Genomic DNA, 22,769 nt, shown 5'->3' with positions numbered 1-22,769 from the left:
CATGAGGAAGGGGCCTGCATATGACAAGCAAAGCTGCAGAGCTGAGTGCGGAAGCGCTTGGAGAACAATTAACCGGGATCCGCCGTCATCTGCACCGGCACCCGGAGCTGTCCAATGAAGAAGTTGAGACCACCAAATATATTACGTCTCAGCTTACGCAGGCTGGGATTAAGATTCTGGATTACGGGCTGGCAACCGGGGTAATCGCAGAGATCGGAAGCGGCAAGCCCGGTCCGGTTATCGCCCTGCGGGCCGATATCGATGCCCTGCCGGTTCAAGAAGAGACAGGTGCTGCGTATGCGTCTCTGTTCCCCGGCAAAATGCACGCGTGCGGGCATGATTTTCATACGGCGGCACTGCTTGGCGCCGCTTATCTGTTAAAGCAGCAGGAGGATCAGCTGCCTGGAACGGTGCGCCTGCTGTTCCAGCCTGCGGAGGAGAAAGCGCAGGGCGCGCAGCGGGTGATTGCCAGCGGAGCGCTGCAGCAGGTGCGCGCCGTAATCGGGCTGCATAACAAGCCCGACCTGCCGGTCGGCACGATCGGCATTACCGGCGGCCCGCTGATGGCAGCAGCGGACGGGTTCGCCGTTGAGGTAAAGGGCAGCGGCTCACACGCGGCTGTACCTGAAGCGGCCGTTGATCCGATTGTAGCAGCGGCACATATTGTGACTGCCCTGCAGTCCGTCGTCAGCCGTAATGTCAGCCCGCTGCACAGTGCGGTTGTCAGCGTAACGCAGCTCCACAGCGGCAGCTCCTGGAATGTGATCCCGGAGAAGGCCGTGCTGGAAGGCACGATCCGCAGTTTCGATGAAGCGGTACGGGTCAAGGTGCTGGAACGCTTCGGGCAGGTGGCCGCCGGAGTAGCTGTTGCCCTTGGCGCGACGGCCAAGGTCCGCTGGATTGAAGGACCGCCTCCGCTAATCAATGATGAGGCGCTGGCTGCGCTTGGGGTTGAAGCCGCTGAAGCGCTTGGTTATCAGGCTGTGAAGCCGGTGCCTTCTCCGGCGGGTGAGGATTTTGCCTTCTACCAGCGCGAGGTGCCCGGACTGTTCGTATTCGTCGGCACCAGCGGCAGCCGGGAATGGCATCATCCGGCGTTCAATCTGGATGAGCAGGCGCTGCCGGTGGCGGCAAGGTTCCTTGCAGATATGGCTGTGCGTTCCATAGCGTACTATGCTTCCGGCGGGGGTGCATGAAAATAACGGAACACAAGAATTACGATGTCATTGTCGTCGGCGCCGGATCGATGGGCATGAGCGCCGGCTATGAGCTGGCCCGGCGCGGAGTAAAGGTGCTGCTGGTAGATGCTTTTAATCCGCCGCACACGGAGGGCAGCCATCACGGGGATACCCGGCTGATCCGCCACGCTTACAGCGGAGACCCCGCCTATATCGGCCTGGCTCTGCGGGCGGATGCGCTGTGGCAGGAAGTGGAGCAGCTCAGCGGTTCAGAGCTGCTGGTCCGCTCGGGCGTGCTTAACCTTGCAGACCGCAAGGTGTATTCCTTCGGCGGACGAGTGGCGGAAGCACAGCAGCGCGGGGTACAGGCTGAGCTGCTCGAAGCCGCAGAAATCCGGCGGCGCTGGCCGGGGCTTACGCTGCCGGAATCCTTTGCGGCGATGTATGAGCCGGAGGCCGGCTATCTGTACAGCGAGCGGTGCATATCCGCCTACCGCAAGCTGGCTCTGGCGCATGGCGCGGAGCTGCTGACAGACACGCCGGTGCTGAATGTGACAGCCCGCGAAGGCAGCGTCACAGTTCACACTGACGGGGGGGATTATCACGGTGCTAGGGCTATTCTTAGCGCCGGAGCCTGGTTCAGCGGACTGGCGCCGTTTGTGCAGCTGCCGATCAAGGCAGTGCGCAAGGTAGTCGGCTGGTTTGAGAGCAGCGCTGATTATGCTGCCGGAAGTTTTCCCGGCTTCACCTTGGGAGCAGAGGAAGGCGGCTACTACGGCTTTCCAAGCATTGGCGGAGCAGGCCTCAAGATCGGCCGGCATGATACCGGGCAGGAATGGAGACCGGGCGAGCCGCTGAAGCCATTCGGCAGTGAGGACAGCGATGAAGGCGACCTCCGCCGCGTACTTGAGGCCTATATGCCCGGTGCGGCCGGAAGGCTGCTGAAAGGCTCCGTCTGCAAGTATGAGCACACGCCGGATGAGGATTTCATCATCGACCGCCATCCGCAGCATGCCAATGTGCTGGTTGCCGGCGGCTTTTCGGGGCACGGGTTTAAATTCTCAAGTGTAGTTGGAGAGATTCTTGCGGATCTGGCTACCAGGGGTACCACCGGCCACAATATCAGTCCATTTGCCTTATCACGCTTTGCTACCGCCTGACGATCAGCAGGCAGGACTTATCTTGGAGGGGATCACATGAGCAGCACACAACTCAAAGACTACTTGAACACACACCAGCAGCTGGTGCAGGCAACAGACGGATTAACGGAGGAGCAGCTGAAATGGAAAGCGGGTCCGGGAATCTGGAGTGTCACTGAGGTGCTCGCTCATCTGGCGGATCACAGCATTGTGGTGTCCTTTCGCATCCGTGACATCCTTGCAGGCACGACGGCACAGCTGCCGGCCTTTAATCAGGATGCCTGGGTCAGCGGCCAGTATGCGAATGACGGCAACGCGGCAGATAATCTGGAGCTGTTCCGCAGCCTTCTGCACTATAACAGTTTGCTGCTTAGCCGGCTGCCCGCCGAGGACTGGGAGCTGAGCGGAATTAATTTCAAGGGTGACACCGTCAGAATCAGTGACATCGTCCGCGGCTTCATTGCCCATGTGCAGAACCATCTGGCCCAGATTGAGCGGATTAAGCAGGGAGCGGCAGCGGCTGCATTGGTGCAGTGAGGGTGCTTCCGAAGTGAGTTTTGACGTAGAGATTTCAATGAAGATAATGCTATCAAAACTAAGCGTATGCTTCCGAAGTAAGTTTTGACGTAGAGATTTCAATGAAGATAATGCTATCAAAACTTTGAGGAGGAACGAACATGGCCAAACCAAAACAACTGAAGCTGGGCGCACTGCTGCACGGGGTGGGCGGCAGCACGTCGATGTGGCGTCACCCGGATGCCAAGCCGGACGCAAGTGTGAACTTTGAGCTATACAAAGAATGGGTAAAAAAAGCAGAGGAAGGCAAGCTGGATCTGATCTTCATCGCAGACGGCCTGTATATCAACGAAAAGTCCATTCCGCATTTCCTGAACCGGTTCGAGCCGCTGACGCTGCTCAGTGCACTGGCTGGTATCAGCACCAACATTGGTCTGGTCGGTACGCTGTCCACCTCCTACAGTGAGCCGTTTACGGTGGCGCGCCAGTTCGGTTCGCTGGATGTGATCAGCGGCGGCCGGGCCGGCTGGAATGTGGTGACTTCTCCGCTGGAGGGCTCTGCTTCCAACTACAGCAAGAAGGAGCATCCGGACCACGGCAAACGCTACCGCATCGCCGAGGAGTATCTGCAGGTGACCCGCGGATTGTGGGATTCCTGGGAGGATGATGCTTTTGTCCGTGACAAGGAAGCCGGTATCTTCTTCGATCCGCAAAAACTGCATACGCTGGACCATCAGGGAGAGTTCTTCTCCGTGAAGGGACCGCTGAACATTGCCCGCTCAAAACAAGGCCAGCCGGTAGTGTTCCAGGCAGGCTCATCCGAGGTCGGTAAAAACTATGCGTCCAAGGAAGCGGACGCGATCTTCACCGGACATGAGACGCTGGAAGATGCGCAGGCGTTCTATAGCGATGTTAAAGCGCGGATCGCTTCGTTCGGACGCAACCCGGATGAAGTGCTGATCTTCCCGGGCATTGCGCCGATTATCGGCGATACTCTGGAGGATGCGGAGCGCAAATACCAGGAGGTTGCCGGACTGGTAACCATTGAGAATGCGCTGAATTATCTGGGCCGGTTCTTTGAGCATCATGACTTCTCGCAATATCCGCTGGATGAGCCGTTCCCGGATGTCGGCGACCTGGGACGGAACAGCTTCCAGAGCGGCACGGACAAGATCAAGAAGGATGCCAAGGAACGCGGCCTGACGCTGCGTCAGGTAGCTCTGCAGTCGGCAACCCCGCGCAGCAGCTTCATCGGTACACCTGAGCAGGTGGCCGATCAGGTACAGCACTGGTTTGAATCCGGCGGCGCTGACGGGTTCATGATCGCGGCGGCTGTTCCGAACGGGCTGGAGGAATTCGTGGACCGGGTCGTGCCGATTCTGCAGGAACGCGGACTGTTCCGCACAGAATACGAGAGCGATACCCTGCGCGGCAATCTGGGGATTCCGGTGCCGGAGAACCGCTACGCCAAGGCTTCGCAGCCGGCGGGACAAATCTGAGCCGGGAAGAACGAGCTGCGGTGAACAGGAGTGCCGGTAATCGGGAAATCGGGGATGCTGCTGCAATTCCTGACGCATCTGATAGGTCCGGCATGATGAGCTATGCCGGACAGTTAAAGCAGGAGGTCACGGCGATCCGCCGTGACCTTCATGCTCATCCGGAGCTGCTGTACGATGTTACCCGCACCTCCGGAATTGTCGCCGGACTTCTGGAGGAATGGGGGCTTACCGTCCAGCGGAATGCCGGCAGGCATTTCGGGATGGGCGTCGTTGGTACGCTGCATGGGCAGGCGGGCAGCGGGCCGGTCATTCTGCTGAGGGCTGATATGGATGCCCTGCCTATACAAGAGCAGAATGAGCTGCCCTATAAATCGGAGAATGCGGGCATCATGCATGCCTGCGGCCATGATGCCCATACCGCCATGCTGCTGGGTGCGGCCCGAACGCTGGCTGCCTTCCGTGATCAGCTGGCGGGAACAGTGGTATTCGTCTTTCAGCCTGCCGAGGAAGGCGCGGTTAAAAGTCCGCTGGACGGCAGGCTGCTCTCAGGCGGACGCGATATGATCGAGGCCGGTATTCTGGAGGGGGTAGATTACGCTTATGCGCTGCATGTGATGCCGGAGCTGCCGGCGGGAACGCTGGGCATACATCCGCATTATGCGATGGCGGCTTCCAGCCATTTCAAAGTGGAGTTCCGGGGCACAGCCGGACATCACAGTGTCCCGCATAAGGCGGCGGATGCGATTCAGATGGCGGCGCAGTTCATAGCCGGTGTTAACGGACTGATGGCCAATCAGATTGATCCGCAGGAAGCTGCGGTGCTGGCCTTCGGTACAGTCAGAGCCGGCACGGCGGTCAATGTGATCGCTGAACACAGTGAGCTGAGCGGAACATTCCGGGCCTTCTCGAAGACAGCGGTGGCTGCAATCACCGAAGGGCTGCGCCGCCATGCTTCAGCGGCAGCCGCAGCTCACGGCGGTGATTACCGCCTGGAGCTGCGCGAGGGGATCGCCGTCATTAACGACGCTGCGGCAGTGCAGCGGATGCTTCGGGCAGCGCGTGGAGTGCTGGGGGAAGAGCAGGCCGTACTGCTAAATCAGCCTAGCCTCGCCGGTGAGGATTTCGGCTGGTATCTGGACCGGGTACCGGGTGCATTTGCCTTTATCGGCTGCGGCAATCAGGCTAAGGGCATTACGCATGCGATCCATCAGCCCCAGTTCAACATTGACGAAGACATGCTGGTGCATGGTGTGCGAATATGGGTGCGGCTTGTGATGGAGTACCGTTGAATAGAATGTGTAATGGAAAGGAGATTCCGGGAGCCGGGTCTCCTTTTTGTTGGATATACGTTTAGAAAGGTTCAACAGGTGGACGAGTCGGGGAACAATCTTGCCTGCAACACAAAGCAGCGATCTCCCGGATAACCGGAGGATCGCTGCCAATTGCTTATGTTACTTAAGATAACAAGGCTTATTTCCCGCTGTCCGTTTGCTTGCTGCGCAGCCGGGCCAGCTCAGCTTCGACTGCGCCCTGCAGCGCAGGGTCGATGGCAGGGGCGGAAGTCTGTGCGGCGTGGCCCGCTTGGGCTTCCCACTCATTAATCTTGTCTTCCATCCGTTCGAAGCCGCGGGAGGCGGTGCCGGCGTTAATGACGTGACCGTATACAGGCGCTCCACCGTAGGAATCTGCGCTGTTTTGCGCGGCGCGTTTGTTTGCCTCAGCTGCCTTGCGGGCGCGTTCGGCAAGCTCTGCCCGTTTGGCCTTCAGCCGGGCGTGCTCTGCCTTTGCATTCTGCAGATTGACCTCAAGAGCGGCCAGGGCCTGCAGGGTTTCCTCCAGAATAACCTCCGTCTCCTGTACACTTTCCAGATAACGCAGCTTAGCTTCTACAGCGACTCTGGCTGCCGGTTCATTGCCTTCGCTCATTGCCTGGATAGCGGAAGCTTCGCTGCTGTCTGCCTGCACCAGGTATTCAGCCTTGCGGCGTTCCAGCACACTTGCGGTTACTTTCAGCTCGCGTTGTTTGCTTTCGGCGCTGCTGATCTTGTCATCGAGGTCCCGCAGATATTGGCCGGTCAGCAGGACCGGATCTTCCAGTTTGTTCAATCCTTCGTGAATTGCCGCCTTAGTCAGGGTTGTGATACGTTCAAATATGCTGCTCATGTTCATTTCTCCTTTAAATTGTAGTTTTGGATGTTGCCTTTAAGCCGGGCCTTTATAGGATTGCCGATTAATAGATTAATAGTGGTCAAAGCTGTCTGTGAAGCTGGTATAGGTCTCTTTAGGAATGATGATGCTGGCGATAATGTAGATGAAAATAACCGTACCGAAGCTGAAGAATGCGGCGGCTGCGACGAGCAGTCTGACGAGCGTGGTGTCCAGATTAAGGTGGCGGGCCAGCCCTCCGCATAAGCCTGTAAACATTTTGTCAGTTGTGGAGCGGTACAATTTTCTCATTAATAATCTTCCTCTCTTATTATGGATACACCCGAAGGGTTCTTCTCAATATCCGTTTTCCATGTGTTAATTGTACGGCTATCTGCAGCTGCGCAAAACAGCCCCGGGACTGTTTTTATATCCAGACCTAAGTCGGGGAAGGGGTCCGCAAAAAGGCGGGGCTAATGCTGGACAAGCCTGTTGCAGCAGCTTTTTTTTCAAATTAAAGCATATAGAAGCTTGCAGGGATGCTGCATTTTACATAAGAAGTCATCCGGTTGTATCGACGCTTAACATTCCTTCACTATACTGTAAGTAGCTTTACCTCCCCATCTTCAAGAGATGAACGAACCAGATTATGATGAACAAGGAGGACTGACGGATGGGAATTCATAAGTATTTTCGCTCACTGAATGAGCTGGAACGGATTATCCGCTGCCCGGGGAAGTTTAAATTCGAGGAGCACAGCGTAGCGGCCCATTCCTGGAAGGTTGTACAGTATGCCAAAACGCTGGCCGATATCGAAGAAAAGAATGGTGCGGTGATCGACTGGAAGAAGCTGTACGAGATTACGAGCAGCCACGATTACGGTGAGATTTTTATCGGGGACATCAAAACACCGGTGAAGCATTCCTCGCTGCAGCTGCGGTCGCTGATCCAGCAGGTTGAGGAAGGGATGATCCACAACTTTATTGAGGAGCACATCCCGGAGGAGTTCAAAAGCATCTTCGTCCAGCAGCTGCGGGAAGGCAAGGATGAGTCGCTGGAAGGGCTGATTCTCGAGGTTGCGGATAAAATGGACCAGGTGTATGAGGCGTTTGCAGAGATGCAGCGGGGCAATACGGAGAAGGAATTTGTGGTTATGTACCGCAATGCACTGATCAAGATCAAGAACATTGACCTAAAATGCGTGGAGTATTTCCTGACAGAGATTCTGCCGGATATGGTGAATGAGGAGACGCTGTCTCCGGTGGATATCAGACGAATTACAGAAGAGGCACTGGCTCTGTAGGTGATGAGCGGTACTCTTTTTTTAAAATATAAGAATTTATATGTTTTACGCTATCAATAATCCTTATATTTCTCGCAGAAACGGTTACCGCCTTCTCTGAAGGACGGCATGGCCGTTTCTACTTGTTTGCCAGACTTTCTCTTGTTATAAGAATATAGTGCCGCGGAGGCGTTAAAGGATATATGCATTAAAATGGTTAAAAGTATCGACTCTGTCGCCTGTGCCACAAGTCCGAAGAACAGTCCGCCGCTCAGCGCAAACGCCATGAACCGGATGCTTTCGGCATTGAGCTTATAGTATTGCAGGTGTGATACAGCGAACAGAACGGCCGTAATTATCACCGCCAGGCTGAGCTGCGGAATCAGGCCATAACCCAGCTCCAGCCAAGGCAAGGCGCCAAAGCTTTCATGACGGGCAAGTACAGGCAGCGCCAGCCCCCGGAAGGCAATCTCCTCAAATATAGGATAAGTGATAACGAAATTTATGGTATTGAAGCGGCCTTGGGGCGAATAGCCCGAGCGTCTTGCTATAAGTCCATTGGTGAGCTGGATGATCAGACACAGCGGCAGAACGGCAAGAAAATTATGCGGCAGGCTGTAGACATAATTGTCCTTAATGAACAGACTGGCGGTAATAAGCAGAGCCCCCCAATAATAAACGGCGAATCGTATGTGGCGCTTGCTGCATAGTCCAATGAGCCGTTCAATGATTTTGAATGAGAATGCTATAAATACAGCGGTGATCAGTGCAGTCAACATCAGCAGGCTCACTCCCCTTTTACAGATTATTCCTCTGATTACTATAAATTATCTGCCCAGAGCAGTCTAGTAATATGATAGATATAACAAAAAAATGCTTATAAGTTATAATATAGAAGTGGCAGTTAAATTAATAAAAATAATTAGGATGCAAGCTGCAGCGCGGCGGGGTTGTCTGGCCTATTATGGGGTAATGGTGAATAAACATAGCAAAGAAGCGGCGCTTCCTGACGAATTTTAAGGACAAACGACATTATTAGAAAATGAGGGATGCTAAGTGAGCTTTTTTGATAAATTCAAGGCAGGGGTAAGCGAGGCGGGCAACAAAGCCAAGACTGTCGTAGAGGTAAACCGCCTCAAACTGCAGAACAGCGGCAAGCAAAGTGAAATCGACAAGCAGTATCAGGCCATGGGCAAACAGCTGTTTGAAGCCACCCTTCAGGGCTTGCCGTTGCAGGCGGATGCTTATGCAGTAAATATGACGCGTATTCTAGCGCTAAAAGCCGAAATTGAAGCAAACCTGGAGCAGATTACCGCAATGGGTGATGTGAAAATATGCAAAGGCTGCAGCAGCAGTGTGCCGGCGGATGCCCGTTTCTGTCCGAACTGCGGGCATACGTTCGAGGCTCCACGGGAGCCGTAACACTGTAATATACAGCATCGGATTAAGAAATATGTACAGCTCAAGCCTCTGGCTTGGGCTGTTTCTTTTGGGGCAACCGGATCTAGGCTTGAAGGTGATCAATTAGGCATCCGTGTTAAACGGTTCTATATTAAATTGTTTACTGTGGGTGAAATTTGCAATTCAGAGCAGAGTTGCCAATAACGACAGCAGAGGATGAAGCGAGTGAACACAACAGCCGCCTTTTCAGCATCAATTGAAGCCTATTTGCACTACACCCGGATGCCGTGGGGAAGATTGTTCTACCTGACCGCGTGGGACCAGATCGACCCGTTCCTGGCCGGTGAAGCCCAGTCTATCCTGGACACCGGCAGCGGCTTTGGCATTTCAAGCAATGAGTATAGCAGACAAGGACATACAGTGACTGGTGTAGAGCCTACGCCGGAGATGGTTGCCATCGCAGCTAAGAACGGGCCGGGTGTCCGCTACATTAATGATTTCTTTGAGCAGGCGGTCGGCGGGCTGGGGACGTTCGGCTGGAGCTTCTGCCACAACATTCTAGAATATACGGAAGATCCGCAGCGGTTCCTCGCGTTGATTGCCGGTTGCCAGCAGACTGGCGGGTATCTGTCGCTGATTGCCCATAATCCGGCAGCCAAGGTGATGAAGAAAGCTATTCTGAACAAGGACCCGGACAGCGCACTGGCCGCCATCGGCAACAGTCAGGAGTATAGCGGAATCATTAAAGCGGACATTACGGTTTATTCTTATGAGCAGCTGGCGGAGTGGCTGAGCAGCGCAGGCTATGAGCTTGAAGGGCATTTTGGCATACATAACCTATACGGATATATTACCGACAATGACGTGAAGCAGGATGAGGACTGGCATAACCGGATGGTGCAGCTGGAGCTGGCGGTCGGCAGGCAGAGACCGTACAGGGACATTGCTGTTTTTACACATATAATTGCCAGGAAGATCTAGGAGGGACAGGCCTGAAAAGAGGAAATATCATTATGTTAAATGGCGTCTCAAGCTCCGGTAAAACAACGCTCGCAAAGGAAATCGTAAAACATCTGCCGGATTATTTTCATTTCAGTGTGGATGATTTCGATCTAGTGATTGAGCAGATGGAGGACCGGCAGAATAACCGGCTGATACCGGTGGTCACTGAGTATTTCTATCACCGGACGGTTGCGGTGTTTGCGGATAAAGGGATTAATCTCGTGCTGGATCATGTGATTCATGATGAAATCACCAGAGCAGATTTTGCGGAAAGCCTGGCTGGGTATCCGTTGCTGCGGGTCGGTGTCCATTGTCCGCCGGAAGAGCTTGCGCGCAGAGAACGGGAACGGGGAGACCGGCGGATCGGACAGGCACTGGAACAGCTGGCGTTCGTCCATAAGGAAGAAGTGTATGATGTTGAGGTGCCGGTTTCACCCGGAATGGAGCTTTGGCAATGGGTAAAGCGTAAGTAAAAAAAGGATCGAACACGAAAAAGATACCTGCGGGCCGGGTCCTGCCCCGAGGTATCTTTTTGTGCTGTATATGAATGCTCAGGAAAAAAGGCTATTTCCGCCCTAATTTCCGGGCCAGAAAAAGAATCAGCAGCAGTGACACGGCAATGATCACGATGTTGAACCCGGTCTGGCCCTGGAACCAGCTGGTCTGCGAGGTATCCGCTGCGGGTGCCTGCCGCAGCTCCGCCGCCCCGAGTCCGGCCAGCATTTTGCCTTCACCGGCAATGTAATCCTTGAAGTTCACAATATCGTACTGCGGTGCAGCAGCCTCCGCATTGCCGTAGAGCAGGCGCAGCGGCTGCCCGCCTTCAGCGGCAAAAACAAGCCGGTCCAGCAGATATTCAAGCTTAAGCCCCTCAACCGGCAGCGGTGCGTCATCCTGGTTATAAATGACGAGCCGCAGCGGGGAGGCAGACACCGCTATCGCCGGAATAATGGCGGTGGAGGCGATTTCGGTATCCTTAAAATCCAGCCGGTATAACTCTCCGCTGCCTGTTACGGGAAGCAGCCTGCCTTCACCATCAAAAAGCTCGAACTGGCGGGTAAAGCTGCCGCTGCCGCCGATCTCCAGCTGCAGGCCTGAAATGTTCAGCCGGTCCGGATTCTGGACGATGATCTCCGTCTGGCGGTCCTTTTGCCGGATTTCATAAGCTGCATCCTGCTGCTGCTTGAAATGATCCGTATGCGTCACCCGGGTGCTTCGCAGCAGGGTAAGGGAAGGAAAGGTCAGATTCGCCGCGTTATTCTCGGCAATCAGCCGGTAATAGCCGTATTTATAGCTTGCGCCCAGTTCAATGCTGCTCTGCACCCGTCCGTTCACACTATACAGATCCCCGTCCGCTAAGGGCTCCCAGGCCACACCGTCATAGCTGCCGAGCAGCTGTGTATGGAGCAGGAAGTTAACGTCCGGCAGCCCGAACTCCAATCGGTTGCCCTGAACGTCAACATTCTCAGCCAGGGGTGTTACCTTGTAATCGAACAGGGTGTTTGCATCCTTTTTGGCGCTGTGTATCAGCGTAGCGGAGTAGGTTGTAAGCTGTTCCTCCGAGAATTCTTCACTGCTCTCCTTATAAAAAGGAATAAAGGTACCGGTATTGTCCACAATCCGCAGGTCGCGCAGATCACCGGCTGCGCCTGCATAGACCTCTGGATCAAGATACAGCTCCCCGTAGGGCGTCTGTCCCGGAAGCGCAATTACCTTGGAGTACTTCCATTCGGGATGTGTATCAGCCCCGCCGGTAACTCCGCCAGCCGAGGCTGACAGATGCTGGCCGGAGAATAGTGCAAACGGGCTTAGCACGGTCAGCAGCAGGATCGCGGCGCTACTCTTGACCCGCATCCTGTTCCGCCTGCCCCGGTTGTGTCTCTGCATAAGCTTCCTCCATTCTGGCTGATACCCGCTGATAGAGATAAGAGATGCCCAGCAGGCAGAGGCCGAAGCTGAAATAGGCAATGATCTTGCTGCCGGTACCGAGCAGCTGAAGATCGTAGAGCAGCAGCTTGCCGGTAGCCAGCAGCGTCAGGCCAAGCCCGAAGCGCCGGATATACACATACCGGCGGCGGAAGCCGAACATGATGAACAGCACTGCCAGCAGCAGATAAGTGATGCTGTACACCAGCCCGCCGTCCGTCTGCCACAGCTGTACGCCGAGGAAAGCAGTGACGATAGCCAGCAGGTAGATGCCCATGATGACCGGATACAGCTCGGCGTTGTTGTATTCCCGTCTGAGCAGCACCTTCAGGAGCCTTCCTCCATTCAGCCAGACGAACACATTGAACAGCAGCAGCAGCCCGAAGGCAATATAATCCGCGGCTGTGTTATCACTGAAATCTGCCCGCAGGGTATGCTGGCCGAAGGTGAGTCCGATTCCGGTAATATAACCGACGGCATACAGGAAATAAACCATATAACCTACAACGTTATCGTACAGCACTTTGATCCGCGGCAGCACATAAGCGAGAACGAGCGTCAGCAAGGCTGCCAGCAGCGGCCTGTAGAACGAAGACCGGGTAAAATCCTCCGGCACATACAGGTTATACAGATGCAATGCTTCATATAGCATGTATGCGTAGAAGTTCGCCAGGGCTGTGTATTTGAACCAGATCCCGATCTGAATATCCAGGGGAGAGCTGGCCGCTGCAACTTCACGGTCGGTATGCCGGATGGCATAGAGAAGGGCGACGATTAGCAGCCCTGCCGTGATAAAGGTATATTTTAGCGCAAAATACGAATTGTCATAGAGAATCAGCGGAGCGACGGATGAAGACTGTACTACCACATCGACGAAGAAGAAAATGCCCAGCGAGAGCAAGAGAATACCCCAGCCGGTCCGCTCTACAGCCTTAACGCGCTGTAAATGGCCGTATACTGTCAGCACAACCGCTTCGATCAGCCAGCCGATCGACCACCAGACGGCACCGAACTGGAACGGAATCATCAGGACGGCAAAGGTGAGCGCGGTAGAGTAGAAGAGCACCATACTTTCTTTTTCCTGGGCCATCCGTTTCTCCAGCAGTTGTCCGAGACCCAGATACATCAGGCAGAACACCAGGGCAAGCGCCCCTTTGTAAGCGCCGAGACCCGCACCAACGAACAGCACGTACAGAACAAGACAGCTGGTCAGCGTGTTACAGGCAAGCAGCGCGAAGTCCCACCAGGACAGCTTGGTCCGGAACTTGAACGGATACCACAGCGTCATGCCCAGATACATGGCGAAGGTCAGGACGGAATAGAACATGCTGATGCCGTGACTGTCTGACATGACAATCAGCAGCAGCATCGAAGGCGTGTTGAACAAAAAGCTGATGTAATTGACTACAATCCACCGCTTGCGCAGCGAGATCATCAGGATCAGCAGATTCAGCAGGAACAGATAACCCATGGCCACGTAAACGGCAGAGCCTTCCAGTCCAAACGCGCCTATATAGGAAAAGAGCGGAAGATAGCCCCCGACCAGCCCCAGTGAGCAGATCGTCCTTGACTCATAACGGAGCGACAGCAGCACCGCCGTAAGCGTAATGAGCACAGACAAGCCCAGCCCGGTGTAAATGCCGATAATCTCCAGCAGAAAATAACTGTAAAACACAGAGCCGTACAGCACGGAAACCCCGCCGCCGAGCAAGCCCAGCGCAAAGGTGCCCCGGCCTCTGCGGAACAGCCATTCCCCGCCGCCCAGCATTAAGGCGCCGAACAGGAAAAAAGCGCTGCCCTTCATATACCCGCTGAACCAGTTAGAGTAGGTGTACTTGAAGCCTGCACCGACTGCCAGAATCAGCAGCAGGATACCCAGCCAGTTGATCCAGTTCAGCCCGATCTTCATCTCGATCCGGTTCTGGCGGCGCCGCCGCTGAATCGTCTCCTCACTGATCCCTTCGGCTGCAAAATCATCCAGCCGGCTGTCCATCTCTGCCGCCAGCGGCTGCTCGGCTGCCCGCAGGGCTTCCCGCTGGCGGTGAATGCCTTCGCTCAGCCTGACGGTCAGCTCATCCAGCATTCTGCGCATATCCTCGCGGTCTCTGCTGAGCAGCCGCTCTGCCGTGCGGTACATTTCGGTGATCCGCTGCCTGGTCCGCACCTCAAACGCGGTCAGCCGGTTATGCTGGCCGGCGCCCTGCGCTGCAAAATATGTATGCAGCTTCTGCCGGGACAGCTTGAGAATGCCCAGCTTCTCGTCCAGAATCTGTTCGGTCAGCGCCGTGCGCAGCTCGGCGTTCTCCTGCTTCAGCCTGGCCTGCTGTGCCTCAGCCTCGGCCAAGGCCTGTTCTACTGCCGCAGCTTTTCTTTTGAGCAGCTCATTTTCATTAACCAGATCGCTGCCCTCATACGCTTTGACCAGATTACGGTACTCAGCAGACAGTGTATCCTGCTGTTCCTTTATGGACCTCAGACGCTCTTTAAAGTGCTCCATAAGCTCCCCCATTGGCTTTGTAATGAATATCCGGAATGATGTGGTGATTATTAATGTTTCCATTTTACTATAGGTGATACGGCAATATCTTCCTTTTTTTATACATAGCAGCGGATCGCTTACCGTTCATTACCCTTTTTCTGCATAGTTGACATGAAACGCGTCCCAGCCGTTACACTGAAATTAGTCATCATGAAGAGACTTCATTTTAAGGGGGAATAGAGATGCTGAAGCTGGTTGTTACAGATATGGACGGGACTTTTTTGAATGATAACGGAACCTTTGATACGGCCCTGTTCGATGAGGTGTACGGGGAGATGCAGAGGAACCATATTGCTTTTGCAGCCTGCACAGGCAAGCAGTGTGAACGGGTGGAGGAGCTGTTCCGCGGGCGCGGGCAAGGCATATGGATTCTGGGTGACAGCGCTGCACGCATCAAGCAGGACGGGGTGCTGGTCAAGGAATTTACGCTGGACCGAGCGCTGGCATCACAGGCGGTTGCACTGACCGGGTCCTTTGCTGATGATCTGATTCTGATTGCCTGCACGAGTGAAGGCGCTTTTGTCAGCAGCGGAATTTCGGAGGAGGCTTTCAATCTGGTGCGGCACTCTTATGCGAATGTGCGCAGAACGGATTCTTTTGACACGGTGACTGGAGAATTTATTAAGCTTACTGTCTTTGATGCTGCCGGCCGGAGCGCGCTGATCAGACAGCACATCGAAGAAAGCCTGCTTGGACAGATCTATATTATTGATTCTGAGCCAAGATGGGTGGACATTACAGCCCGGGGTACCCATAAGGGGGAGACGGTCAGAAGGCTGCAGGAGATGCTGGGCATTACGAAGGAAGAGACCATGTCCTTTGGTGACGGGGAAAATGATATTGAGCTGATGGCCGCGGCCAAATACAGCTTCGCGATGAGCAATGCCTGCGAGAATACGAAGCAAGCCGCCGGCTTCATTACGAAATCGAACGAGGAGAACGGCGTGCTGCTGACCATCCGCACAATGATGGAGCTGCAGAACGGAATGCCGGTGTAGCCGGCTTACTAATAAAGTAACTAAAAACCGCAAGCCTCCGGATGATGGAGAGCCTGCGGTTTATTTTTGTACAGATGAATGGTGCTGTTACTTCAGGCTCTGCCCGTCAGTAGCAATAACATCCTTGTACCAGTGGAAGGATTTCTTGCGGTAACGCTCCAGCGTACCTGTGTTGTCGTCGTGGCGGTCTACATAAATGAAGCCGTAACGCTTGCTGAGCTCTGCCGTCGATGCGCTGACCAGGTCGATACAGCCCCATGCAGTGTAACCCATAATCTCAACGCCGTCCTCCAGCGCTTCGCCTACCTGAACCAGGTGATCGTTCAAATACTTGATCCGGTAGTCGTCATTAACCGTCGGCACGCCGTCTTCGCCTGTAACCAGCACATCCTTCGCGCCAAGACCGTTCTCTACGATAAAGAGCGGCTTCTGGTAGCGGTCGTAGAACATATTCAGCACGTAGCGCAGACCCTGCGGGTCAATCTGCCAGCCCCATTCGCTTGCTTCCAGGTACGGGTTGGCTGCACCGCTGAACAGGTTGCCTTCCGTCTGCTTGCGGCTGTTGTCGTCGCCGGTTTCGCAGATACTTACATAATAGCTGAAGGAGATAAAGTCCACCGTATGCTTCAGGATGTCCGCATCTCCCGGCTCCATATGAATCTCGATGCCATTTTCACGGAAATAGCGTTTCATATAGCCCGGGTATACGCCGCGCGCATGCACATCGCCGAAGAAGTAGTTCATATGCTCGGACTTCATTGCCGCAATTACATCGTTCGGGTTCGGAGTCAGCGGGTAAGTCGGCATACTGAGAATCATGCAGCCGATTTGGGCTTCAGGGTCGATCTCATGTCCGACTTTGACAGCCGTTGCACTGGCCACCAGCTCATGATGGATAGCCTGATACAGATCCTGCTTGCTCAGCTGGTCCTTAGGAGTATAAATCCCGCCGCTCATGAACGGCTCATGCAGGATGGAGTTGATCTCGTTAAAAGTCAGCCAGTACTTTACTTTGCCCTTGTAGCGGGTGAACAGTGTTCTGGCATAACGCTCGTAGAAGCCGACCAGATCACGGTTAACCCAGCCGTTATACTGCTTGGACAGGTGCAGCGGTGTCTCGTAGTGGGAGATGGTCACCAGCGGCTCAATGCCGTATTTGCGGCATTCGTCGAACAGGTCGTCGTAGAATTGCAGGCCTTTTTCGTTAGGCTCCAGCTCGTCCCCGTTCGGGAAAATCCGCGTCCAGGCAATGGAGGTACGGAACACCTTAAAGCCCATTTCGGCAAACAGCTTGATATCTTCCTTGTAACGGTGGTAGAAGTCGATGCCGACCAGCTTCATATTATCTTCGGTAGGGGCTTCGGTAATCGGGCCTTTGATGCCTTGCGGAGCCACGTCCTGGGTGGACAGGCCTTTGCCGTCCTCATTATATGCGCCTTCCAGCTGGTTGGCTGCTACTGCGCCGCCCCACAGGAAGTTTTCAGGAAATTTTACAGTCATTTAAATCCCGCCTTTTATAGTTGTAGTGAGAGTTATGGTAAGCTATTAATATGTCCTATAACTGCATGCTAAATGTTGAAACGCGTTACATGTCAAGAACTTTTTTGTGAATATAAGGAGAGACCTATGTCGAATCTTGAGCAAATCGCCAAGCTGTCGGGATTTTCCAAAGCCACGGTATCGAGAGTATTGAATCAGTCCCGCCATGTAAGCCAGCCGACCCGTGACAAAATTCTGGCGATCATGGAGGAGCTGGACTATGTGCCCAACGGCAACGCCATCTCTCTGTCCAAGGGTCAGACGCTGCAGATCGGGCTGGTGACGGAGGGCATTAATGAGGTGATGCTGCCGTTCCTGAACAGCTTTGTAGAGACGGCCAGCCAGTACGGCTATCAGACTATTATCTATACCTCAAGCGGTGATCCGAAAAAAGAGCTGCAGGCGTTCGAGGATATGCGCAGAAAAAGAGTAGATGCCCTCGTCATCAGCACCTGTGTCAATGATCTTGCGCTGCTGGGCAGCTACAGTAAATACGGGCCGATTGTCTCCTGGCAGCGGATGGAGAATCCGCAGATTGCGTCGGTGGCGATGAACCAGTATGACGGGTACACGCTGGGGCTTGAACATGTGATCGGGCGGGGGCATACGCGCATCGCCAATGCCTACGGCAGACCGAGCAGCATCAATACATCTGGCCGGATGAAGGCTTATGAGGATGCGGCCCGTAGGCATAGGCTAGCAGAGCTGCCGCAGTGGTCCCGCACGGGCATTCATTCCATCCGGCAGGGCGAGGAACTGGTCAAGGAGATGCTGGCGGTGAAAGATCCGCTGCAGCGGCCGGATGCTGTACTCTGCGCCAACGATCTGGTAGCCGCAGGCATCGTAAGTGAGGCGCGCCGGCAGCAGCTGCGGGTGCCGGAGAATCTGGCCGTCGTCGGCTTCGACAATACAGAGCTTGCCCATACGCTGGGGATCACATCCATTTACAATCCGATCGCTGATCAGGCGAAAAATGCCTTCCATCTGCTGCTTGGAAAGCTCGGCGGTGCGGGCGAGCCGCAGCAGAAGCTGCAGTATTTCCTGGTGGAGCGGGCGACTACGTAGGGTGATAAGAGAAGGAGCTGTCCGGCTGGTCATTGGGATGACTGGCTGGAGTTGGAATGGGAGTCTTTGGTCATACGGCGGATTAAGGTTATGGAGCAAGTTGTACTTTGTTTGCTATCAACCTAATATGCTGTAAATCAGCAAGCCAAAACCGGCTGCACCCTCCTTAAACAGGAAGATGCAGCCGGTTTTTTTATTGACAATATCTGTTTATACAATGCAGGTCATGGCCAGAATCCGCGGAGGAAGCTCCGGTTAGACCAGCCCTTTATCCATCGCTTTGCCGATCAGCGTGGCGAACAGACTGTTGGACCAGGCGAACCATTCGCGTGAGAAGTCGGCAGGATCATCAGGGTGGAAGCCTTCGTGCATGTACCCGGTATCTGCATCGGTCCGGATAAGCATATCAATCAGCTCTTTGATCTCCTCATCGTTGTCTGCCGTCAGCGCCTGCATGGACAGCGCCATATGCCATACATAACCGCCCGGCGTATGCGGACTGCCGATCCCTTTGGCGTGCTTGCCTTCGAAATAGAAAGGGTTATCGAAGCTGAGCGCAAACCGGCGGGTGTTCTGATAAATTTCATCTTCAACGCCCACATATCCAATATAAGGGATCGACATTAGTCCTGGTGTACCGGCATCATCCATCAAGGAGTAATTTCCGAAGCCATCCGTTTCATAGGCATAGATTCTACCGTATTTCGGATGGTTTACAATGCCGTAGGTACGGATGCCGAAATCGATTTCCTTGCGCAGCTTCGCTGCCCGGGCGGCCAGTCTTTCGTCCTTATACACCCCGGTTGCGATCTCGCGGATATAGCCCAGAATCACCACAGCGAACATGTTAGACGGGATATTGTAGCCGAATTCGCAGCTGTCATCGCTCGGACGGAAGCCGGACCAGCTCATGCCGGTGTAGTTGACGGGCATGCCGCGCCCGTTGTTGTACAGCGTCTCTGTATCCTGAAGCGTCTGGCGGATGAAATGGTACGGAGATTTTTCCCCGTGATGCTGCTCTGTTTCTATAACATTTACAATAGAGGTCAGCGCCTGATAGCATGCAGTATCAAAAATATCGCTCTGCTCCGCTTCCTTCCAGTACATATAAGCCAGCTGAACGACAAAGCAGAGGGAATCCAGCTCGTATTTGCGCTCCCACATCCACGGATTCAGGTTGCAGTCATCAGTATCCCGGTAATGCTTGTCGCTTGCCGTTTCGTTGAAGGCATTGGTGTAAGGATCAATGTTGACATAGAACATCTGCCGGGCGATCAGGCCGCGGAGGATCCGCTGAAGCCCGGGGTCATTTTTGGCAAAAGGAATATAGTGGCGTACCTGCTCCGTGGAATCGCGCAGCCACATGGCCGGAATATCTCCTGTGAATACGAAGGTGGTTCCGTCATCAAGCAGCTTGGTTGTAGTCTCCAGCGTATTCGGAAAACAGTTGCGGAACAGCTGTTGCAGTTTGGGATGATGGGCGAGGTGCTCATCGGCCTCATTCAGATACTGGGTAATGGAAGCTGGCAGGTTCATAGTCTAACTCCTCCTGGCATAATGGATTGATATTAGGGTTGTAACGATTGCAGCGCATAGGTGACAATCTGGGCTTTGCTGACGGTATGGTGAAGAGCTCCTTCGTCTGAAGCCTGCTCGTGTTTCCGGCGCTCCAGAATATCACTGGCATATACAGTCTGGACGGGGAAGTTAGCCTTAAGCGTCAGATCCTGCTCCTTGTGCGCCAGATTGTACCACCGCAGGATAACGTCTTCGTGGTCTTTGGACATTTTGAAGGCAGAGAGTGCAAGTGTGCGGCCCTGCCACTCCAATGGCTGGTAGCGGACAGGCAGCGTACCCTTTTGTATGCCGGCCTGGGCTGCGAACCAAGGCGTCTGGTATTGATAGGCCCAGGCCGGGGCTTCAGGCTGGCCGGCGTCTCCGGCATAAGGACGAACTGCAAATTCTACAGTATGTTCTCCGAGGCACTGGGCCTCAGGTGTCGGGAACACTCCCCAGTCTCCCATCTCAGACACGCTGCGCAGCAGGGTTACCGCAATGGTATTGCTGCCGTCGCGCAGAACCTCGTATTCATTCAGCCCTTTGTTGGCGATCATAAGGCCGCTGCTGCCGTCCGACACACTGACAAAAGCCTGCTGATGCTGCGCATTGCTCGGGTTGATCCAGTCAGGAGCCGGCTCGATATCACGCTCCGCCGCTTCAAAGATGGAATCGGCCAGAAGGGTGGAGGCGGCCAGTCCGGTAGGAAAGAGCACGCGCAGCCGGTGGTCCATGGCCTGATTGTTAAACGCAGCAGAGATCTGAACGCCGGTTCCGGCAGCCTCCAGGCTGATCCGGGTTACAATCCGCAGCGGCATTTGTTCAGCGGAACGTCCTGCCTTGCGCTTGCGGAAAGGAACCATCCGGCGTTTCTCATCCCCGAGCGAAGCGTCGGCTGAAGCCGGTATTTGCCATTCGTGAACAATTTCATAGGTAATGCGGTAAGGCTCATGCTCGGCAAGCGAGATGCGGGCCGCAAGACTACGGGTAGTCAGCGGCACATCCCCATCCGGCTGGCGGAACACATACTCATTGCCGATATCGCCGCAGTTCTCATAGACACCGAGTCCTCCGAAGACTTTGCCGGTGGTCTTGTCTGTTACATCATAGGAGCCGTCCTCCCGGATCTGAACCGCAAGAAATTCATTGGCCATTCCACGTTCTGTCAATTTTAGCGGACTGGCCGCAGCTTCGGCAGGCGCAGCCGGTGACTGTACCCAGGCGTATGTTGTGTAGCCTAGCGGAGGTACCTGTGAGACTTCAAAGGTCAGACGGATGATGCGGGCCATATACGGCTTGCGGAACTGGTCGTCCGGCAGCTCATAGCCGAACCGAGTGCCGAGATCCTCTGCCCGGCAGAAGACGGCCTGCCCTTCAGTGTCCAGCAGCCGGCCGCTCTTCAGATCCAGCGGCAGCCGGTCCAGCGCCTCGAATATCGCCGGCGGGTTCGGTCCTTCCTTGAAATAACGCTTGGCGGCAATAACCTCCACGCTTACTGTTCCGCTGCGCTCCCAGCCTGTTGTATTGAAGACGGCTACAGGAATAGCGGATTCTCCCCAGGAAGCTGTACTGGAAGTGTCTATTTGTCCGGTGACAGCCTTCAGGCTGTCTTCAATAATCGCTTCACCGGCATGTCTGCTCTTCTCAAAGCGTGTGATCATCTCCCGGTGAACCTCATCCACGCTGCAGCCGCAGATGCTGTCATGGGGATGGTTCTGCATCAGCGTTTTCCAGGCATAGGTTAGCATGGCGTGAGGATAGGCTTGTCCGCTGAGCAGATAAGCAAGTGTGGCGAGCGGCTCGGCACCCTTCTCCAGCAGCGTCTGGCCCCGCTGGTTCATCTGCTTCAGGTAGACGCGGGCGGAAGCGGTATTTACCAGTGTCCCCCAGCCGTCGGTGTGCTGGCTGCGCAGCTCGCCGCTCACTGTTACAAGATCATCGGGAAGCGAAGGCGTAAGCGCCTGCAGATACTGCTCGAAGCTGGAGTGGACAAAGTCCACGTCCGGATACAGCTTTCTTGCGGTCTCCAGCGCATCGGCAAGATCAAGCTGCACAGGCTGATGGTCACAGCCGTTCATGAACAGCAGCTCGGGAGTGGAAGCATATTTGCCGGCATCGGCGAGCTTCTTATCCCAGAAGACCTTGGCTTCCTGCGCATCGGCAGGCACCTCATTGCCGTTGCTGTACCAGTTGGCGAAGAGCAGTCCGAGCACGGCTGAGCCGTCAGGGGATGCCCAGAACATTTCCGAATAAGGCGATTCATAGCTGGCGCTGTTCAAATCTACGACCAGATTGTCAAAACCGGTCGGCTTCACGCCGCGTCCGAACACTGCGGTCTCAATACCCGCCTGCTTCAGCAGCTGCGGCGCCTGTCCCATATTGCCAAAGGAATCCGGAAAATAGCCCAGTTTGGAGATGACACCATACTTGGCCGCATCCTGATGGCCGGTCAGCAGATTACGGACATTGGCTTCCGAGCTGGTCAGGAACTCATCCTGGAGCACATACCAGGGGCCGATGACAATGCGTCCTTCACGGATGAATTTTTCCAGCGCTTCTCTTTTTTCGGGGTGAACCTGAAGATAATCCTCAATAATAATGGTCTGTCCGTCCAGGTGAAAATAACGGTAGCGTTCATCCTTCTCCAGCGTTTCCAGGAGTTCATTCATCAGCTTGGCGAGCAGCACATGATGACGTTCATAAGGCATATACCATTCCCTGTCCCAATGGGTGTGCGAGATCAGGTGGGCAGTTGTACGGGGCATGTCAGAAACCTCCTATATCATCAGTCAATCGTTTAGTCGGGCATTCGTAGCAAATGTTTGCATACCTCACCTGTGATCACAATATGTAACTTTTGCAGCCCTGGGAAAGGTTCATAATTCACACATTTGCAACAGTGGCGCGCCTCCGGGTGACAATGACAAGGTAGGGAGGAAAGCGGCGCAACGGCGCGGTTTTACACTCTTTTAACATGACAATG

19 protein-coding genes are annotated in these 22,769 nt (G+C 54.6%); 11 read left to right on the top strand and 8 right to left on the bottom strand.

The annotated features are described in order from the left end of the window. The first annotated feature begins 20 nt into the window (after nucleotides 1–20). The 5 genes from BN3772_RS27130 (at nucleotide 21) to BN3772_RS27110 (ending at nucleotide 5,621) form a co-directional block, all read left to right on the top strand. Nucleotides 21–1,196, top strand: coding sequence for an amidohydrolase (locus tag BN3772_RS27130; protein ID WP_042203473.1), 1,176 nt, complete (start codon nucleotides 21–23; stop codon nucleotides 1,194–1,196). Then, nucleotides 1,193–2,338, top strand: coding sequence for an N-methyl-L-tryptophan oxidase (gene solA, locus BN3772_RS27125; protein ID WP_042203472.1), 1,146 nt, complete (start codon nucleotides 1,193–1,195; stop codon nucleotides 2,336–2,338). The genes BN3772_RS27130 and solA overlap by 4 nt, the downstream gene beginning before the upstream one ends. A 36-nt stretch (nucleotides 2,339–2,374) precedes the next feature. Beyond that, nucleotides 2,375–2,854 carry a DinB family protein gene (locus BN3772_RS27120; RefSeq protein WP_042203471.1) on the top strand — a complete coding sequence of 160 codons (480 nt, stop codon included), beginning with the start codon at nucleotides 2,375–2,377 and terminating at the stop codon, nucleotides 2,852–2,854. A 140-nt stretch (nucleotides 2,855–2,994) separates the two neighbouring features. Then, a complete protein-coding gene (locus BN3772_RS27115) occupies nucleotides 2,995–4,332 on the top strand; it encodes an LLM class flavin-dependent oxidoreductase (RefSeq protein ID WP_042203470.1) in 1,338 nt (445 codons plus the stop codon). Between the two features lie 20 nt (nucleotides 4,333–4,352). Next, nucleotides 4,353–5,621, top strand: coding sequence for a M20 metallopeptidase family protein (locus tag BN3772_RS27110; RefSeq protein WP_244444853.1), 1,269 nt, complete (start codon nucleotides 4,353–4,355; stop codon nucleotides 5,619–5,621). A 181-nt stretch (nucleotides 5,622–5,802) separates the two neighbouring features. Here BN3772_RS27110 and BN3772_RS27105 read toward each other — a convergent pair whose 3' ends face one another. Both BN3772_RS27105 and BN3772_RS27100 read right to left on the bottom strand, forming a co-directional pair. Continuing rightward, nucleotides 5,803–6,495, bottom strand: coding sequence for a PspA/IM30 family protein (locus tag BN3772_RS27105; RefSeq protein ID WP_042203468.1), 693 nt, complete (start codon nucleotides 6,493–6,495; stop codon nucleotides 5,803–5,805). Between the two features lie 75 nt (nucleotides 6,496–6,570). After that, the gene (locus BN3772_RS27100; protein ID WP_042173893.1) at nucleotides 6,571–6,789 is read right to left on the bottom strand and encodes a PspC domain-containing protein; all 219 of its coding nucleotides are present in this window, start codon (nucleotides 6,787–6,789) and stop codon (nucleotides 6,571–6,573) included. Nucleotides 6,790–7,150: 361 nt separating this feature from the next. Between BN3772_RS27100 and BN3772_RS27095 the strand changes: the two genes are divergently transcribed. Beyond that, entirely contained in the window at nucleotides 7,151–7,780 is a 630-nt protein-coding gene (locus BN3772_RS27095) for a YfbR-like 5'-deoxynucleotidase (protein ID WP_042203467.1), read from the top strand. A gap of 53 nt (nucleotides 7,781–7,833) precedes the next feature. Here BN3772_RS27095 and BN3772_RS27090 read toward each other — a convergent pair whose 3' ends face one another. Then, entirely contained in the window at nucleotides 7,834–8,538 is a 705-nt protein-coding gene (locus BN3772_RS27090; protein WP_052380720.1) for a CPBP family intramembrane glutamic endopeptidase, read from the bottom strand. 277 nt (nucleotides 8,539–8,815) lie between these two features. On the opposite strand from BN3772_RS27090, the gene BN3772_RS27085 reads away from it, so the two are divergent. The 3 genes from BN3772_RS27085 to BN3772_RS27075 all read left to right on the top strand — a co-directional run bounded on the left by BN3772_RS27085 (nucleotide 8,816) and on the right by BN3772_RS27075 (nucleotide 10,635). Next, a complete protein-coding gene (locus tag BN3772_RS27085) occupies nucleotides 8,816–9,181 on the top strand; it encodes a zinc ribbon domain-containing protein (RefSeq protein WP_052380719.1) in 366 nt (121 codons plus the stop codon). 204 nt (nucleotides 9,182–9,385) lie between these two features. Further along, a complete protein-coding gene (locus BN3772_RS27080; protein ID WP_042203466.1) occupies nucleotides 9,386–10,141 on the top strand; it encodes a methyltransferase domain-containing protein in 756 nt (251 codons plus the stop codon). 32 nt (nucleotides 10,142–10,173) lie between these two features. Beyond that, nucleotides 10,174–10,635: a phosphotransferase-like protein gene (locus BN3772_RS27075; protein WP_042203465.1), complete on the top strand. Its 462-nt coding sequence runs from the start codon at nucleotides 10,174–10,176 to the stop codon at nucleotides 10,633–10,635. Nucleotides 10,636–10,726: 91 nt separating this feature from the next. On the opposite strand, the gene BN3772_RS27070 is transcribed toward BN3772_RS27075, so the two are convergent. Both BN3772_RS27070 and BN3772_RS27065 read right to left on the bottom strand, forming a co-directional pair. Beyond that, nucleotides 10,727–12,016, bottom strand: coding sequence for a DUF3999 family protein (locus tag BN3772_RS27070; RefSeq protein WP_042203464.1), 1,290 nt, complete (start codon nucleotides 12,014–12,016; stop codon nucleotides 10,727–10,729). Further along, on the bottom strand, nucleotides 12,000–14,585 hold the full coding sequence (locus BN3772_RS27065) for a DUF2339 domain-containing protein (protein WP_042203463.1): 2,586 nt from the start codon (nucleotides 14,583–14,585) through the stop codon (nucleotides 12,000–12,002). The genes BN3772_RS27070 and BN3772_RS27065 overlap by 17 nt, the downstream gene beginning before the upstream one ends. A gap of 224 nt (nucleotides 14,586–14,809) precedes the next feature. Between BN3772_RS27065 and BN3772_RS27060 the strand changes: the two genes are divergently transcribed. Further along, nucleotides 14,810–15,625, top strand: coding sequence for an HAD-IIB family hydrolase (locus BN3772_RS27060; protein ID WP_042203462.1), 816 nt, complete (start codon nucleotides 14,810–14,812; stop codon nucleotides 15,623–15,625). Nucleotides 15,626–15,712: 87 nt separating this feature from the next. On the opposite strand, the gene BN3772_RS27055 is transcribed toward BN3772_RS27060, so the two are convergent. After that, nucleotides 15,713–17,125 (bottom strand): glycoside hydrolase family 1 protein, encoded by a 1,413-nt coding sequence (locus tag BN3772_RS27055; protein WP_042173905.1) that lies wholly within the window; start codon nucleotides 17,123–17,125, stop codon nucleotides 15,713–15,715. Between the two features lie 126 nt (nucleotides 17,126–17,251). Here BN3772_RS27055 and BN3772_RS27050 point away from each other — a divergent pair, with 126 nt between their 5' ends. After that, complete coding sequence (locus BN3772_RS27050) at nucleotides 17,252–18,229, top strand: LacI family DNA-binding transcriptional regulator (protein ID WP_042203461.1); 978 nt, start codon at nucleotides 17,252–17,254, stop codon at nucleotides 18,227–18,229. Between the two features lie 255 nt (nucleotides 18,230–18,484). Here BN3772_RS27050 and BN3772_RS27045 read toward each other — a convergent pair whose 3' ends face one another. After that, nucleotides 18,485–19,765 (bottom strand): glycoside hydrolase family 125 protein, encoded by a 1,281-nt coding sequence (locus tag BN3772_RS27045; protein WP_042203459.1) that lies wholly within the window; start codon nucleotides 19,763–19,765, stop codon nucleotides 18,485–18,487. A 32-nt stretch (nucleotides 19,766–19,797) separates the two neighbouring features. Continuing rightward, nucleotides 19,798–22,551: an alpha-mannosidase gene (locus BN3772_RS27040; RefSeq protein ID WP_042203458.1), complete on the bottom strand. Its 2,754-nt coding sequence runs from the start codon at nucleotides 22,549–22,551 to the stop codon at nucleotides 19,798–19,800. Nucleotides 22,552–22,769 lie beyond the last annotated feature (218 nt).

The sequence above is a fragment of the Paenibacillus camerounensis genome, assembly GCF_000723885.1.
In the GTDB taxonomy this organism is placed as follows: Bacteria; Bacillota; Bacilli; order Paenibacillales; family Paenibacillaceae; genus Paenibacillus_AQ; species Paenibacillus_AQ camerounensis.
The sequence above is the reverse complement of the archived record's forward strand: the minus strand, read 5'-3'. Positions and strand labels throughout refer to the sequence as shown.